General features: G+C 56.7%; 15 protein-coding genes. 5 read left to right on the forward strand and 10 right to left on the reverse strand.

The genetic code is table 11. The features are described 5' to 3' along the window. Window positions 1–83 precede the first annotated feature (83 nt). Complete coding sequence (gene hrpB / locus FDY93_RS09420; protein WP_138235470.1) at window positions 84–2,627, reverse strand: ATP-dependent helicase HrpB; 2,544 nt, start codon at window positions 2,625–2,627, stop codon at window positions 84–86. Window positions 2,628–2,747: 120 nt separating this feature from the next. Here hrpB and FDY93_RS09425 point away from each other — a divergent pair, with 120 nt between their 5' ends. Genes FDY93_RS09425 through pelA form a run of 4 tightly spaced genes read left to right on the forward strand, consistent with a single transcriptional unit; the run spans window position 2,748 to window position 5,844 of the window. Further along, complete coding sequence (locus FDY93_RS09425; protein WP_138235471.1) at window positions 2,748–3,200, forward strand: MarR family winged helix-turn-helix transcriptional regulator; 453 nt, start codon at window positions 2,748–2,750, stop codon at window positions 3,198–3,200. A 26-nt stretch (window positions 3,201–3,226) separates the two neighbouring features. Further along, entirely contained in the window at window positions 3,227–3,976 is a 750-nt protein-coding gene (locus FDY93_RS09430) for a siderophore-interacting protein (protein WP_138235472.1), read from the forward strand. 29 nt (window positions 3,977–4,005) lie between these two features. Further along, the gene (gene tmpT, locus FDY93_RS09435) at window positions 4,006–4,647 is read left to right on the forward strand and encodes a thiopurine S-methyltransferase (protein WP_138235473.1); all 642 of its coding nucleotides are present in this window, start codon (window positions 4,006–4,008) and stop codon (window positions 4,645–4,647) included. 21 nt (window positions 4,648–4,668) lie between these two features. Continuing rightward, entirely contained in the window at window positions 4,669–5,844 is a 1,176-nt protein-coding gene (gene pelA, locus FDY93_RS09440) for a pectate lyase (RefSeq protein WP_138235474.1), read from the forward strand. Between the two features lie 87 nt (window positions 5,845–5,931). Here pelA and FDY93_RS09445 read toward each other — a convergent pair whose 3' ends face one another. Beyond that, entirely contained in the window at window positions 5,932–7,158 is a 1,227-nt protein-coding gene (locus tag FDY93_RS09445) for an MFS transporter (RefSeq protein ID WP_138235475.1), read from the reverse strand. Here FDY93_RS09445 and FDY93_RS09450 point away from each other — a divergent pair. After that, a complete protein-coding gene (locus FDY93_RS09450) occupies window positions 7,105–9,735 on the forward strand; it encodes a hypothetical protein (RefSeq protein ID WP_138235476.1) in 2,631 nt (876 codons plus the stop codon). The two genes, FDY93_RS09445 and FDY93_RS09450, sit on opposite strands and share 54 nt — an antisense overlap. 38 nt (window positions 9,736–9,773) lie before the next feature. Here the strand turns inward: FDY93_RS09450 and FDY93_RS09455 are convergent, their stop codons facing one another. From FDY93_RS09455 to FDY93_RS09490, 8 genes are all read right to left on the reverse strand, one after another. Beyond that, window positions 9,774–10,823 (reverse strand): NAD(P)H-dependent flavin oxidoreductase, encoded by a 1,050-nt coding sequence (locus FDY93_RS09455; protein ID WP_138235477.1) that lies wholly within the window; start codon window positions 10,821–10,823, stop codon window positions 9,774–9,776. 64 nt (window positions 10,824–10,887) lie between these two features. Further along, window positions 10,888–11,373, reverse strand: a complete 486-nt coding sequence (locus tag FDY93_RS09460; protein WP_138235478.1) for a VOC family protein — start codon at window positions 11,371–11,373, stop codon at window positions 10,888–10,890. A gap of 228 nt (window positions 11,374–11,601) precedes the next feature. Continuing rightward, window positions 11,602–12,045: a thioredoxin TrxC gene (gene trxC, locus FDY93_RS09465; RefSeq protein WP_138235479.1), complete on the reverse strand. Its 444-nt coding sequence runs from the start codon at window positions 12,043–12,045 to the stop codon at window positions 11,602–11,604. 42 nt (window positions 12,046–12,087) lie between these two features. Then, entirely contained in the window at window positions 12,088–12,435 is a 348-nt protein-coding gene (locus tag FDY93_RS09470; RefSeq protein ID WP_138235480.1) for a GFA family protein, read from the reverse strand. Beyond that, entirely contained in the window at window positions 12,432–12,824 is a 393-nt protein-coding gene (locus FDY93_RS09475; protein WP_138235481.1) for a DoxX-like family protein, read from the reverse strand. Before FDY93_RS09475 ends, FDY93_RS09470 begins: the two co-directional genes overlap by 4 nt. Window positions 12,825–12,832: 8 nt before the next feature. Continuing rightward, window positions 12,833–13,306, reverse strand: coding sequence for a DUF2269 family protein (locus tag FDY93_RS09480; RefSeq protein WP_138235482.1), 474 nt, complete (start codon window positions 13,304–13,306; stop codon window positions 12,833–12,835). Between the two features lie 2 nt (window positions 13,307–13,308). After that, window positions 13,309–14,451: a saccharopine dehydrogenase family protein gene (locus FDY93_RS09485; RefSeq protein WP_138235483.1), complete on the reverse strand. Its 1,143-nt coding sequence runs from the start codon at window positions 14,449–14,451 to the stop codon at window positions 13,309–13,311. A gap of 20 nt (window positions 14,452–14,471) precedes the next feature. Then, the gene (locus FDY93_RS09490; protein WP_138235484.1) at window positions 14,472–14,672 is read right to left on the reverse strand and encodes a hypothetical protein; all 201 of its coding nucleotides are present in this window, start codon (window positions 14,670–14,672) and stop codon (window positions 14,472–14,474) included. Window positions 14,673–14,757: the final 85 nt, after the last annotated feature.

Here is a 14,757-nt window from a genome sequence, read left to right on the forward strand (position 1 = left end):
AATGTCGGAAGCGAATTTGGTACCGGCGTGGCAGGTTGACTGTTTCGTGATCGACCTGCGCGCCCGGTTCGAAGAGCAGGGCGTTAGTGGTCCATGCGTTTTTTGGTTTTATTGGTCGCCTGGGCCGTTGTGGGGTCATCCGGCCAGAAGTGTTTCTGGTATTTGATGCGCAACTCTTTTTTCACCTCCTGATAGGTATTTCTCCAGAAACTCGCCAGATCCCGCGTAACCTGTACCGGGCGATGGGCGGGGGAGAGCAGGTGAATCATCAGCGGATAGCGGCCATGGAGGATGGCTGGTGTTTGCGCAAGGCCGAACATCTCCTGCAGGCGCACGGCCAGCACCGGAGGAGTTTCGCGGTATTGAATGGCGATGCGCGAACCACTGGGAACCGCGACATGGCTGGGTGCCAGTTCGTCAATCCGTTGTTGGGTGGACCATTCCAGCTGCGATTGCAGGATGTTCTTCAGATCCAGTTGTTTTAAATGATCCAGTTTGCTGAAACCACTCAAATGTGGCAGCAGCCATTCATCCATTGTTTCCAGCAGTGCAGTGTCGCTCCAATCGGGAAGTGCCAGCGTATCCACCAGATCACCAAAATGCTCGCGCTGGCTATGTAAAAAACGTACCCGCTCCAGAATACACTCCGCCTCGTTGCTCCACGAGAGCGCGCGCAACCCAATTTGGCGGATGGCGTCCAGAAGGGCGCGGCTTAAAAGTGCCGGGGAAATATCCTGTGCTGGCTTTTCTTCCATTACCAGCTTGCCGAGCCTTGTCTGAATGCTGGCAATTGCGCGTCCGGTACTGTTGTCCCAGCGCACAAATTCATCGGTTTCGACGAGCTCGGCAAAATATTCGTACAGTGCCTCACTGCTGATACGGGCCGCCAGCTGAATGCGTGCATCGCGACCCTGCCCGTCGAGATCGGCAATGACAATATACCCCTGTAGCGCGAGCTCGTCGTCGTGGGAGAAATGCGCACCGCGCCCGTTTGACAACAGGAAGCGCCGCTCGCGGTCGCGGCGGCTTTTGGCAATCCGATCCGGGTAGGCGAAACCGAGCAGTACACCGGTGGTGTCGTACGGGTCCGGTGCCTGGGTGGCTCTATGCGCGTTACCGGCCAGTTGTGCACGCCAGGATGCTGCCTGCTGGCGAATTCGCTGGATTGCGGCGAAATCTGCGCTGCTGTTTCTGGAAGTGCCGTTCAGCACTTCCATGCGCTTGTGAATATCCCTGTCCCAGCGCTGCTCCCCGCGGAAAATATCTCGCTCGGATAACAGGGCCGCAAGTAGGGTGGCGGGTTCTTCAAGGCCAAGCTCAACACTTTTCAGCATCATGTGTGCAAGGCGCGGGTGCGTGCCCAGGCTCAGCATTTTTTCGCCGTGGCCGGTAATACGCAGTTCCCGGTCAAGCGCGCCCAGTTCTATCAGCAGTTCCTGCGCCTGGGCGGTTGGCCCCGGTGGTGGCAGATCCAGCCAGCGCAACTCGCGCGCATCGCTCACGCCCCATTTGGCCAACTCCAGCATCACCGGCGCCAGATCGCTTAGCAGTATTTCCGGTGAGTTTTTCTTTGCCATGCCGCGCTGGGTGGATTCGCTCCACAGGCGCAGGCAGTGGCCAGCACTGAGGCGCCCCGCGCGGCCGGTGCGTTGGGTGGCAGAGGCTTGGGAAATCTGCGTGGTGACTAGCCGGTTCATACCGGTGTTGGGATCGAAACGGGACTCCCGCATGAGACCGGAATCCACGACAAGGCGGATGCCCTCGATAGTGAGCGACGTTTCCGCAACGTTGGTCGCCAGTACGATCTTGCGCCGACCCTGCGGGCAGGGGGCGATGGCCGCGTCCTGTTGTTCTTTTTTCAGATCGCCGTAGAGCGGAGCAATCAAGATGTCGGGGCGCTTGCCCAGTGATTCCCGCAGATCGCTTTCCACCTGGCGAATCTCGCCCACCCCGGGCAGGAATGCCAGCAAACTGCCGTCGTGCTGCTCAATCAGCTCACGTATTTTGCGGCTCATGAGTGATGGTAGCTGGCGGGGGGCATTGGGTACCTCCGGGTGGGGTAGATACTCCACTTCCACCGGATAGGCGCGCCCCTCGCTGGTGATAACCGGCGCATTGTCCAGCAGGCCGGCCACGGCCTCTGCGTCCAACGTTGCGGACATCACCAGTAATTTCAGGTCTTCCCTCAGTACTTCCTGTGACTGCAGGCAAAGTGCCAGTGCCAGATCGCCCTGCAGATTGCGCTCGTGGAACTCATCGAAAATCACCAGCGCTGTATCGGCAAGCTCCGGGTCTGACTGCAGCAGCCGGGTGAGAATACCCTCGGTCACCACGAGGATACGGGTGTCGCGGCTGGATTTGCGCTCCGCACGGATCTGGTATCCCACCGTCCGACCCACCGGTTCCCCCAGCAATTCCGCCATTCGCGCCGCCGCAGAGCGGGCGGCGAGCCGTCGGGGCTCCAGCATGATGATCTTGCGTTCTGCAAGCCATGGGCTCTCCAGCAGCGCGAGCGGAACGGCCGTCGTCTTGCCGGCACCGGGAGGCGCCTGCAGCACAGCATTGTTGTGAATGTTGAGTGTGTCCAGCAGCGCTGGCAGCACCTCATAGATGGGTAAATCGGACATGGCGGCGATTATAGCGGCGAAATTTCTCGGTAACTCAAGAGTCATAAAACAAATTAGTTGACAGTGTCACCTAACGTGGATAAGTTGACAATATCAATTAATTCGGTAGATGAAGAAACCATGGACAAACCGGGTTCAAACCTGAGCGATACCCTGCATCGACTCGCACACGGCTATAAATGTTGCCTGCGGGCGGAAGTTTCGGAGCGTGAGCTTGGGCTCCCCATCACTCATATCCGCGCTCTCAAGGGCATCTACCGCAATCCCGAGTCCACTGCCTTTTCCATTGCCCGGCGTATGCAGCGCGATAAGGCCCAGATCACCCGGGTGCTCAAAGAGCTGTTGAATGACGGCCTGATTGAAAAGCGCCCGAACCCCACTGACGGCCGCAGCCAGCTGCTGTTTCCAACGGAAAAAGGCCGCGCCGTCATGCAGCAGTTGCTGGCGGCAGAGCGGGAAGCTGCGGCCCGGATGACTCGCGGCCTGACGCAGAAGGAGTTGCAGCTGTTTACCGAGCTGAGTGCCCGAATGGTGGCAAATCTCAATGCCGACCCTGAGTGTAATTCCAATTGAGTAACGAAATTCCCGAGGTAACCTGAATGCCGAAACCAGCACCGAGAGAACTGCAAGTGATTGGCAGCCGCCAGATCACACCGAACATGTTGCGCGTCACTTTGGGCGGTGAGGGGCTGCATGGCTTCCCCGAAGATCAGGAGAGCGCCTACGTAAAACTTCTGTTCAACCAGGGGGAAGGTCAGCGCCCGCTGATGCGGACCTATACCATTCGCCACCAGCGGGAGAGTGAAATTGACATCGACTTCGCGCTGCACGAGCACCCGGGCCCCGCGAGCGCCTGGGCCATGCAGGCGAAGCCCGGCGATAAAATACTGGTTGGCGGCCCGGGAGCGCGCAAGCTTATCCACCCCGAAGGTGACTGGTTTCTGCTGGTGGGAGACATGACGGCGCTGCCGGCCATCAGTGTGAACCTGGCGCTGTTGCCCCAGAATGCCCGCGGTCACGCCATCATTGAAATTACCAGCGAAGAAGATCGCCAGCCCCTGCAGTGCCCGCCCGGGGTGGAGATTCACTGGGTAGTGTGCAGAGATATTAATGCGCCCGGCGGGCAACTGCTGTCCGAGATCAGGGCCCTGGCCTGGCCAGAGGGCAGGGTGTCCGTCTGGTGCGCGTGCGAGTTTTCCACCATGCGCCAGCTGCGCGACCTGTTCCGCAACGAGCGACCGATAGAACCTTCTATGCGGTATATTTCCAGTTACTGGAAATTCGGTTTGAGTGAGGACCAGCACAAACAGGTCAAGCGGGAAGACGAAGAAACAGCGGCGCTCGATTGAGCTAGAGAAAAGAGAAGAGTGACATTTCCATGGAACAATCCTTCTGGCTGCAAAAGTGGCAGAAAAACGAAATCGGCTTTCACAATCCAGAGGCCCATGCGCTACTAGTGAAACATTTCCCGCAGCTCGGCTTGCAACCGGGTGCGCGTCTGTTCCTGCCTTTATGCGGTAAAACCCTGGATATCCGCTGGCTGCTGGAGCAGGGTTACCGTGTGGCCGGGGCTGAGCTGAGTGAAACGGCAATCCAGCAGCTGTTCGCAGAACTGGCGCTTACACCACAAGTTGCTGAGCAGGGGGAGCTGAAGCGTTATAGCGCAGAAAATCTCGACGTCTTTGTGGGGGATATGTTCCAGCTGCAGCGTGAGGCTCTGGGTTCCGTGGATGCCATCTACGACCGCGCAGCATTGGTGGCATTGCCAGAGAATATGCGGGTGGATTACGCCGCGCATTTACAGCAGATTACCGGCAGCGCGTCGCAATTGCTGATTTCCTTCGATTACGACCAGAACCTGCAGCCTGGCCCACCATTTTGTGTGAGTGACGAGGAGATACAACGACTGTACAGCGGTGCATACCAGCTGCAACTGGTTGACGCGGTGGAGGTGCCCGGCGGACTGAAGGGAAAGGTCACCGCTCTGGAGAAAGTCTGGCTGCTGCAAGCCAACAGATAATCAGAATCAGAGAAAAAAATAATGACGAGAGATCGCTGCAAATTATTTCTTCCATTAATGGGCACGGTACTGGCGGGCTTTATCTCCATCGCCAATGCGGAGTCGCAGAAGCCGGCGTATCAGCCCATCTCCATCGACGGCTTCTACGATGCGATCAAACACTGGAACGACCGGACCGGCGAAGCTGGCGTTGAGCACTTCGAGCTGAACCAGATCGAATCCATCGCAGACAACCTGTTGCTCTACCAGCGCGACAGCGGCGGCTGGCCCACCAACAAGCACCCGCTGAGAGTTGTGTCCGCCGATGAGCGCAAACGGGCTCTTGAAGACAAATCCCTGGCGGATGCCAGCTTCGACAACCGTAATATTTACCCGCAGATTGAATACCTGTCAAAGGCCTTCAAGCAGACCGGCGATACCCGCTACCGCGATGCGGCGCTGAAAGGGCTGCGCTACACACTGGATCGCCAATACCCAAATGGCGGTTGGGCGCACTCGCCGGATCGCACCGATCTCGCGTATTTCCGCCATATCACCATCGCCGACGAAGTCATGCCCGGTGTGCTCACTTTTCTACGCAAAGTGGCTGTGGGTAAATATCCCTTCGATTACATTGACGGAACACTTCGCAACCGGGCTGCGCAAGCCGTCGCCAAAGGTGATGCGCTATTGCTGGATTTACAGGTGCGTATCGGCGGCAAGCGCACCGGTTGGGCGGGCCAGTATCATGAAAAGACGCTGCGGCCTGCACAGGGGCGAGCCTATGAACTGCCCGGCGTGCTCGCCTGGGAAACCGTGCCGGTGCTGAAATATCTGATGTCCATCGACAATCCCTCCGCAGAGATTGTCGACGCGGTAAACGCCGGCGCCACCTGGCTGGAATCCGCAAAACTTGCAGGCTTTCGCATCGATCGGGTGGAAGCCGACAGCCAGCGCTTCGACTACCACGCCGCAGACTACGATCTGGTTGTGGTGGAAGACGCCGGAGCAAAGCCCATCTGGGCGCGGTTCTACGACCTGGAAACCAGCGAGCCGTTTCTTGCCAACCGCGATGGTAAGCGGGTCTATCAATTGTCCGAAGTGGATGCGGAGCGCCGCACCGGATACAGCTGGTACGGCTATTGGCCCGCGAATTTTCTGGAAGCCGAATACCCGGCATGGCAGCAAAAAACCGCGAAAAATAGTATTGGCAATTAACGAGTCACGCGACCAACGGGAGCAGCCGGCGCGGTGAATGCCGCGCATCGAGTGACGACAATATAGATCATTAACGGTATGGACTGACTAGAGCGGCGTTGGTACCGCACTTGCGGTTTCGCTGCGCTTTTCCACCAAACGCCCGGCAAAAAATACCAGCAGGCCACCAATGGCCAACAGCGTGCCCACGGGACCGGTAATTGACCACGTAAAGCCGGCGTTGATGGCCACACCTGCCAGCCAGGCGCCCAGTGCATTGGCCAGGTTGAAGGCCGCGTGGTTCAGAGACGCCGCCATGGTCTGGCCACCCTCGGCCACGTCCATCAGACGTGTCTGCACCGCGGGGCCCAATGCCATACTGGTGCCCACCAAGCCGACGAACAGAATGCCCGGCCACACATAATCCGCGGCGAAATAGAATCCCGCCTGCACCACGGCGCACCACGTGAGTATCAGCGGAAATGCCCGCAATACATTCCAGTCTGCTACGCGTGCACCGAGCAGATTGCCGGCAATGGCGCCGAGGCCGAACAGTATGAGTACCAGAGGGCCAAGAGATTCCGCCATACCCGCCTGTTGAGTCAGTGTCGGCATTACATAACTGAATACTGAGAACATACCGCCGAAGCCGACAGCGGCAATCCCCAAAGTGAACAACACTCTGTGTTTGACCAATGCCGACAGCTCTCGCGTCGGGCTGGCTTCCGGATCCTGTGGCTGCACTGGAACGAACTGCCAGACCATCAACGCGGTCAGCAACGCCACCACACCCACGCCGACAAAGGCAATCTGCCACCCGAACAGATTACCTGCCCAAGTTGCTAGTGGTGCGCCGATCAGGATTGCCAGTGTAAGCCCCGTCATCACCCGCGCAACCGCGCGTGCGCGCTGATTGGGTGGCACTGCCGCGGCAGCCACCAGTGCGGCCACACCAAAGTAGGCACCGTGGGGAAGCCCGGCCAAAAAGCGCAAGCCGATAAACGACCAGAAGCCAGGCGCAAAGGCGCTGGCAATATTGCCCACCGCGAATACCAGCATCAGCACAATCAACAGTGTCCGCCGCGGCGCTCGCGCCGCCAGCAACGCAATAATCGGTGCGCCCACCACGACTCCCAGGGCGTAGCTGCTGATGGCATACCCCACCTCCGGTGCTGTGACTCCGAGGTCGATCGCCACACGGTTCATCAGCCCCATAATCACAAACTCGCCGGTGCCAATGCCAAAGCCGCCAAGGGCCAGGGCGATTTCCGCGAGTCGGGAATGAGCGGGCGCACCGTCCGCGACCGGCGCGGTGGTGGAGGAGGGTGGATACATCGGGGTTCCTTACAGCAAGAGGGTTCGGTTGCCTTGCGGCATCGAGAGGTGGGCAATTTAGCGGAATGTGGCTGGAATGGCGAGGAATTCCAACCCGCTCTTCCGGTCGCCCGTCGCACGGTTGCGCGGCCCAGCGCGAGGATTAGGCGGGGCATAGAGACCGCAGGCGCCAGCAGAAGATCGCCGGAGCAACCGGGTCGGACAACGCCATGTGGACGTCAAATCGTCCTGTGCCATACTTTTTTTAATGGAATTACTGACAGTGAACTGCGTAGTAAAGGAGTGAGGTTCATGATTGATTCTGTCGGTTCGGGATGTGTTTTATTCGGCAGATCAGTAGCTGTCACAGTTTTCACCATGGTGCTTGGAGGCCTGCTGTCGGGCGTCTCGGCAGAGCCCCTGGCGCAGATTAACTGGGCCGATGCTCATTCTTCGGGTTCTGTTCACCGCAATTCAACCCCTAAGCCTTCACTCGGTGCGAACCTCCAGCATGAAGCAGCTCAGCACTGGGAGAATGGAGGTTTCCCGGGGCCGATTGGAAACTGGCTGCCGTTGGGCAAAACACTCCGGGGCAAAGTAGAAGGCAATGGGGCGCCGTTGCGCGGCTATAAAGTGTCGCTTTACGCCAGTCGTGTAGCCGGCCTGCCGTTTGATCGCATCCTCGCAACCACGCACACCGATGCCGCAGGCGAGTTTGAACTCCGGTATTGGATGCCGCCACAATTACCCGATTACCTGCGCCCGGTACTGTTTGTGATCGCGGAGAAAGGGCCAGTCATGTTGGTGGCCGCGTCCGGAAGCGGGGCGGGAAGGCTTGAGAACGTCGTTATCAACGAGCGCACCACCGTTGCCACCGGAGCGGCTTTCGCACAGTTTGTGCACGGAGATAGGGTTCGCGGCAATACCTACGGCATGCTCAACGCCGTAAGAATGGCCGAAAATATGGCCGACCCGAAAACGGGCAAAGTCGGTGAAGTGCTGCGCCGCACCCCTAACGGCAGTGAAACATCCACCTTCGCGACCTTCAATTCTCTGACCAATGTGGTGGCCGGCTGTGTAGCCGACTCGATTCACTGTCACGCATTGTTTGCCGCAACCAGCCACGCGGGCGAAACACCGGCGACCAATGTACTGCAGGCAATCGCGAATATTATGAAATCGCCCGCTTACCCAAATTATCCTTCTGCGGCAGACGATCCGGTGTATCTGTTGTCGTTAGCGTTGCCGCTATACCAGCCGGCGCTGACCGAGAGACCAACCAACTGGTTGTTGTTTATCAAGTTCACCGGCGGTTTCTATTCTGAACAGGACAGCGACAATCTGATGAACGGTCCGGGCAACGTGGCCATTGATGAGAAAGGCTATGCCTGGGTCATCAACAACTACAAGCCGCGCGCCCCCGACGAATTCGCCTGTACCGGGCAGCGCCTGCTGAAGTTCTACCCCTGGGGTGAAACTTTTCCCGGATCGCCCTTTACCGGCGGTGGCCTCAGTGGTGCCGGATTCGGCGTAACCTTCGATCCCCGCGGGCTCCTTTGGGTAGGTAACTACGGGTTTGAGGCGCCGAGCTGTGCCAACGGCAATATTCCCCCGGACCCGGCAAAAAAAATCCCCGCAACGCACAATAGCGTTTCTCTCTTTCTGCCCAACGGCAAGCCGCTGTCACCCGAAAGTGGGTTTACAAAAGGCAATATCTGGTGGCCTCAGGGCACAGTTTCTGACAGGGAGGGCAATATCTGGATCGCAAACTGCGGCAACGACACCATTACCCTGATACCGAAGGGCAATCCGCTGCTCGCGAAAAATTTCCCGCTGCCAGGTGCGGGAACACCGGAGGCGCCGAATCTGAAGCCCTTTGCGATTGCCATAGATCCCAAAGGGCGGGCCTGGGTCACCGGCAATAACTCCGGAGAGGTATACATGCTCACCGTGGACGGCGATATCCAAGTTAAGGATACCTCCATGGTCGATATCTCCTATCCCATCGGTATTTCTGGTGACAGCAAGGGCAACATGTGGGTGAACAGCACCAGCGGGGTGAGAATTCCCTGTGTGGATCCCTACGAACCGCAAGACGGCCCCAATCCTTCCATTGTGTTTTTCCCCGCGGATGGCGGCGAGCCGATGCAGATCATAAACCAAGGGGGGCTCGGCCTGCCTTGGGGCAATGCCATCGACGGCGCGGACTCACTGTGGGTGTTCAATTTTGGCCAGTCGCCGGTGGAGGGGATCACCGAAGATACCCAGTTTGGCAACACCGCCATTTCCCATTTCTGCGGCTCCGGCAAATGTCCGCAAGGCCTCAATCTGGGCGATCCCATATCGCCACCCACCGGCTACACCAGTGATGCGCTGGACCGTTTGACTGGTGGTGGTATCGATCCGTCAGGCAATATCTGGCTTATGAACAACTGGAAAAAAGCGGGTCCGGCGCTGTACGACATCAACCCAGGCGAAAATTCCATTGTGATTGTTCCCGGTGCTGCGACACCAGTAAAAACGCCATTGATCGGCCCACCGCGAACCTTCGCGAAACCTCACGTTAATGTGCATAACACCGCGAGCATGTCGCAATAAAAACGCGTGCGGTGTGAGCGTTATTGTTTTTAAAATGATCAGCGGGAGTTCTGGATATAGTCTGCCAGCTCCCGGGTAAGCTGGGCTGCAGAAATCTCCTTGCAGCCACTTACGTTTTGCCCCGCCCACAGTGGTGAGAAGTCGCCGTTGCCCAGGCTTTCGGCCTTGGCGCGAAGCGGGGCCAAGGCAGCTGACGCCAGAGGAAATTCCGGGATTTGCCCATTCATCGGCCCCTGTTCGCGCATCAAGCGGTTCACAATTCCACGAGCAGCGCCACCGCTGAACAGGTTCGTGAGCGCAGTGGTGCGGGCCTCTCGTGTTTTCAATGCGGCCCGATGCACCACTGAAGTGGTGGCTTCGGGGCAGAGCAGGTAGGCCGTACCTATCTGTGCGCCTGCAGCGCCGAGCGCCATCGCTGCAGCTACACCGCTGGCGTCGGCGATACCGCCTGCAGCGATGACCGGTACCCTCACTGCTTGCACTATCTGCGGAATCAGCGCAAAGGTGCCGACCTGGGTGGCAGGGTCTTTCGACAGAAAGAAACCGCGATGTCCACCCGCTTCCAGCCCCTGGGCGATGATGGCATCTACACCGTGTGCCTCCAGCCATAGCGCTTCGTCGACCGTCGTCGCGGAAGAAAGAATTTTCCCACCCCATGCGCGTATCCGCGCCAGCAATTCCGGCTTCGGCAGGCCGAAATGAAAACTCACCACCGGCGGTTTGAATTCCTCCAGAATATCTGCCGCCTCCGCGCTAAAGGGAGTGCGTCCCGGCTGTTGAGGCACCTCGTTTGGGGCGAGCCCGAATTCTTCAAAGTAAGGCGAGAGTGCTTTTCGCCAGCTTTGTTCCCGCTTCGCATCGGGCTCGGGCGGCACATGACAGAAAAAATTGACGTTGTAAGGCTTGTTCGTCTGGCTCGTGAGCGCCGCCAGTTCGTTTCTCAAATTTTCCGGGCTGAGCATGGCGCAGGGCAGAGAACCGAGGCCGCCGGCATTGGAAACCGCTACGGCGAGTGCATTGCCCTGTACACCGGCCATGGGCGCCTGAATGATGGGCAATTCTATGCCGAAAAGTTTCTGTAGATTCATCGTGTGTCCGGCAGATAATTATGTAGTGGACTTAGAGATTGCTGTGTCAGAATGTTCGACTGGGTCAACCGCGGACGGCCGCCTCAATAGTGGCAACGTCGATTTTCCGCATCTCCATCATCGCCTCAAACGCGCGCTTGGCTGCTGCGCGATCGGGGCTGGTCACCGCCTTTGTCAAAGCAATCGGAGTTATCTGCCAGGAAGTTCCCCATTTGTCCTTGCACCAGCCGCAAGCACTCTCTTCGCCACCATTGTTGATGATTGCATCCCAATAGCGGTCAGTTTCGGCCTGGTCTTCCGTTGCAACCTGAAAGGAAAATGCTTCATTGTGCGTGAATGCGGGCCCGCCATTCAGGCCAAGGCAGGAAATACCCATTATCGTGAACTCTACCGTAAGCACGTCGCCTTCCTTGCCGGATGGAAAATCGCCTGGTGACCGGTGAACAGCGTTAACGGAGGAATCGGGAAATACATCGGCATAAAAACGCGCGGCCTCTTCGGCGTCACCATCGTACCAAAGGCATACCGTGTTCTTTGCTGGTGTTGCCATCTTATTCTCCTGTTCTGAAGTAAATTAAGACTATAGGGAATCTCTAAAAATCGTCATTCCCGCGCAGGCGGGAATCCAGAAACCCAGCAGTTACTGGACCCCCGCGTTCGCGGGGGAGACGAGAGATGAATTTTTAGAGCAGCCCCATAGATTTAGCACAACCGGATTACCACTTTGTAACTGTGACGTGCCCAAAAACCGCAGGGCGAAATGAAACTGGCGATGGCGTTACGGCAATTGCTGGGCCAGCCATTGCACGAACTGTGGTTTGGGCAGAGCGCCAGACAGGCGCGCAATCTCTCGACCCCGGTGAAACACCATCAGTGTCGGAATAGAGCGGATCTGAAAAGCGCCCGCCGTCTGCTGGTTGGCCTCTGTGTCCAGTTTCACGAATACTGCTTGGTTCGCCATCTCCCCGGCAACCTGACTGAACACTGGCGCGAACTGCTGGCAGGGACCGCACCAGGTTGCCCAGAAATCCACCACCACAGGCAGGTCGCTCTTGTCGATAAAGCGGCGGAAATTAGCGTCTGTGGCATTGATCGGATGGCCGCTGATCAAGGGAGTGCGGCATTTTCCGCACAGCGGGCGGTCGCCCAAACGCTGGTGAGGTACACGGTTCGGAGTAGTGCAGGAGGGGCAGACAATCTGGGTGAGTTGTGCGTCGGACATACAAAAATTCCTTAAGCGGGCAGAGTGGAATTGTGAACCAGCCTAGAAGGATGCGCCATCCACCTGCCTGATTTTCAAGTTCTTCAGCAATTCCGGGGCCGCCATGCGCGCATTCACCGCAATGCGTTTCACTGGGCATTTATCGGTGGTGATGTGGTGCGTCAAACACCCGCAGCTGTGGCAGCGATGGTGCTCGATATCCCGGTCACCCCAGATATAAAAGCTTTTCACAGGGTTCTGGTAATGGATGTTGACCTCACTTGGCTCATAGTAGGCCCACAGCCCCGCATATCTCCGGCACAGGGAGCAGTTGCAGCTGGTAACTTCCGTCGGGAGTCTGGCGACCTCCAGGGGGATATTGCCGCAGTGGCAGCTGCCGAATGGTTTCATTTAGGTTGCCCGTCGTTGAGGTAATGGCTGTCATTTTGGTACAGGTAGAAAATCATCACCAGCAAGGGAATGTTTTTCGTCAATGGCCCGAACGGGTGGAGCCAGAAATCGGGCTTGATCAAGGTCAGAAGAAGCGTATAGGTGACGATTACTGCAATCTGAATGAGATAGCACAGCTTTAGTTGTCTTCCAGAGAGTAGCCAAGCGCCAATCAAGAAATCCAGTGCGCTGCCAGACCATATACAGATACTGGCCAGGCTCCCATGAATTCCGCCGTGTGCCAACACTTCATAGCCGATATTTCTGGCGAAGAAAGCTGACGTAAGGGCCGTAGCCAACCAGAGGAAGCTGAGGCTGAGTCTTGCCGAAAAGTAGTTGTTGGAATGCAAAAAGGCACCTATACAACGGGAAATGGTTTAAAAACCATTAACCAGAAAATTACCAGTATCGACGCGAATGCCGGAACACCAAGTGCAACCCAGTATCGCATCAGTTTCTTGAAGTTCGGATTCAGTACACCCGAAGCCAACGAGTCCTCAGCCAGCGATTTCAACCGGTATTGAATCACGACCACCGGTATCCAGCAGATCCCAACGAAAAGGAAAAGTGCAATGACGGACTGAAACCAAGTGGAAGAAAATGAATATCCGAGTTTATGCATGAGAAGTACGCCGGTTACGAACTGGCTTAACACTGCGGGCGCCGTGAATAGCCAGTCTGCCAGCACGACATGTCGCGCCGTGGTGGCAATCGCGGCAATATTCGATGACCGATTTGCCATAAACATGAAAAATGCAATCCCCGTTCCTGTGCCCGCAACGACAACAGCGCTCAGGATATGTATCAATTTAAGGAGAAAATAATGTTCCAAAGTTATCTTTCTACCTGATGAAAAATACCGAGTGGTGAAGCCTCCTGATCAAATTCGTCCAGTGAATATAGTCCTAGGCAAGGCGTGGCTCCTCTCACCTCAATATCGCCAGAAATCAGCTTCTTGGCGAGAATAATTGCAGAAATCGTTGGGATATAAGGCCCCACACCATTCTCGGCGCACAGTGTCCATTTAATGCGCTTGCGTTGCTGATTTTTATCCAAGCCAGATAGATTTATCTGCATGCCGCCGATATCAGTGCCAAACCGTATGAAAAGTTCACTTGCTCGGACAATGGGCGAAGTCAGCGAAGCCCAGTTTCTCACGATCCCAACTCTAGCCAGAGATGCCATTGCGACCATGCCGAAGTGCAAAATGGGTAATTCAAGACCTGCCTGGAATCTGATAGAACTGACGCCATTGTAGCGTTGTGGGAAGAGCTCAAGGTCCGGAATATCAATATTTGCAAGCCATCTCTTGCCAATTGTTCCGCCGAAGTCCAGCTTCCTTGGGTTCATCCAGCCATAAATACTCACCCATTTTCCCTTATGAAACGCGAAAAATGGACGGCCTGTATATGACAGAATGCCACGCACAGTAGCCGCACCGCGCTCGGCCTGATTACCCGGTGCGATCGCGAAATCAACTTCTTCAAGCTCAGAGAATTCATCAGCGAAACGATCTATGACTGTGGATGAGAGCCCAGGTACAGAGCTTGCTCCGGATACAACCAAAAGTCCCAGGGCTTTCGCCCGGGCATCAAACGAGGTGATATCGCAAACAAAGCGGCGGTCATCGGCTAAGTCAATATAGTGGCAGCCAGCTGCGATACAGGCTTCGGGTACTCGATAGTTTTGCCCTTGAAATGGACCGCTGGTGTGTATTACCAGATCCGGTGCCAGGGACTGGATCCGTCGGGTCAACGCGGAATCATTGATGTCCACCAAGGCTGTCTCTAGTGCCGCTCTGGCGCTATTTGAACCCAACTGTTGACGCAGCTTGTCTGCTTTTGCTGCATCTCGCCCGGCTATAAGAAGGGTAATACCCTTGAGAGCAGACAGACTTTCGACAATACGTTTTCCGAAGTTTCCATAACCGCCGAGAACCAGAATCCTGCGTACCTCATTGCGTTTGTTAATGGTCATGGGCGAAGAGTATTCCTTACCTACTGTGCTGGTTTATGGCCCAACATCCGCGCTGGCAGCATGAGCAGTGCGCGCAGGAAGGCGAACAGGGCTTCGAAGGTGATGCCGATGAGACGGAATGGCAACGAGATCAACCAGACAAGAGGCCAGAGCAGGAGGGCGAGCAGGGCGAGTGGCCAGCAGAGAACGAACAGAATGAGCCAGAGCAGGAATTTGAGCATTGTGTGTCCTCGATGGCAGTGGCGACGGTGCGAAAACAACCGTGCTGCATGATCGGTTTATGTTTTGCCAGCCCAGCCTCCGCAC

The organism is Microbulbifer harenosus (genome assembly GCF_005771435.1).
Lineage (GTDB): Bacteria > Pseudomonadota > Gammaproteobacteria > Pseudomonadales > Cellvibrionaceae > Microbulbifer > Microbulbifer harenosus.

Excerpts from the sequence above, each read along its gene's own strand:
- FDY93_RS09485 (WP_138235483.1), bottom strand. The coding sequence starts at position 14,451 with ATGACCATTAACAAACGCAATGAGGTACGCAGGATTCTGGTTCTCGGC.
- pelA (WP_138235474.1), top strand. The coding sequence starts at position 4,669 with ATGACGAGAGATCGCTGCAAATTATTTCTTCCATTAATGGGCACGGTA.
- FDY93_RS09445 (WP_138235475.1), bottom strand. The coding sequence starts at position 7,158 with ATGTATCCACCCTCCTCCACCACCGCGCCGGTCGCGGACGGTGCGCCC.
- FDY93_RS09470 (WP_138235480.1), bottom strand. The coding sequence starts at position 12,435 with ATGAAACCATTCGGCAGCTGCCACTGCGGCAATATCCCCCTGGAGGTC.
- FDY93_RS09455 (WP_138235477.1), bottom strand. The coding sequence starts at position 10,823 with ATGAATCTACAGAAACTTTTCGGCATAGAATTGCCCATCATTCAGGCG.
- FDY93_RS09450 (WP_138235476.1), top strand. The coding sequence starts at position 7,105 with ATGAGCGGGCGCACCGTCCGCGACCGGCGCGGTGGTGGAGGAGGGTGG.
- FDY93_RS09430 (WP_138235472.1), top strand. The coding sequence starts at position 3,227 with ATGCCGAAACCAGCACCGAGAGAACTGCAAGTGATTGGCAGCCGCCAG.
- trxC (WP_138235479.1), bottom strand. The coding sequence starts at position 12,045 with ATGTCCGACGCACAACTCACCCAGATTGTCTGCCCCTCCTGCACTACT.
- FDY93_RS09460 (WP_138235478.1), bottom strand. The coding sequence starts at position 11,373 with ATGGCAACACCAGCAAAGAACACGGTATGCCTTTGGTACGATGGTGAC.
- FDY93_RS09425 (WP_138235471.1), top strand. The coding sequence starts at position 2,748 with ATGGACAAACCGGGTTCAAACCTGAGCGATACCCTGCATCGACTCGCA.
- hrpB (WP_138235470.1), bottom strand. The coding sequence starts at position 2,627 with ATGTCCGATTTACCCATCTATGAGGTGCTGCCAGCGCTGCTGGACACA.
- tmpT (WP_138235473.1), top strand. The coding sequence starts at position 4,006 with ATGGAACAATCCTTCTGGCTGCAAAAGTGGCAGAAAAACGAAATCGGC.
- FDY93_RS09490 (WP_138235484.1), bottom strand. The coding sequence starts at position 14,672 with ATGCTCAAATTCCTGCTCTGGCTCATTCTGTTCGTTCTCTGCTGGCCA.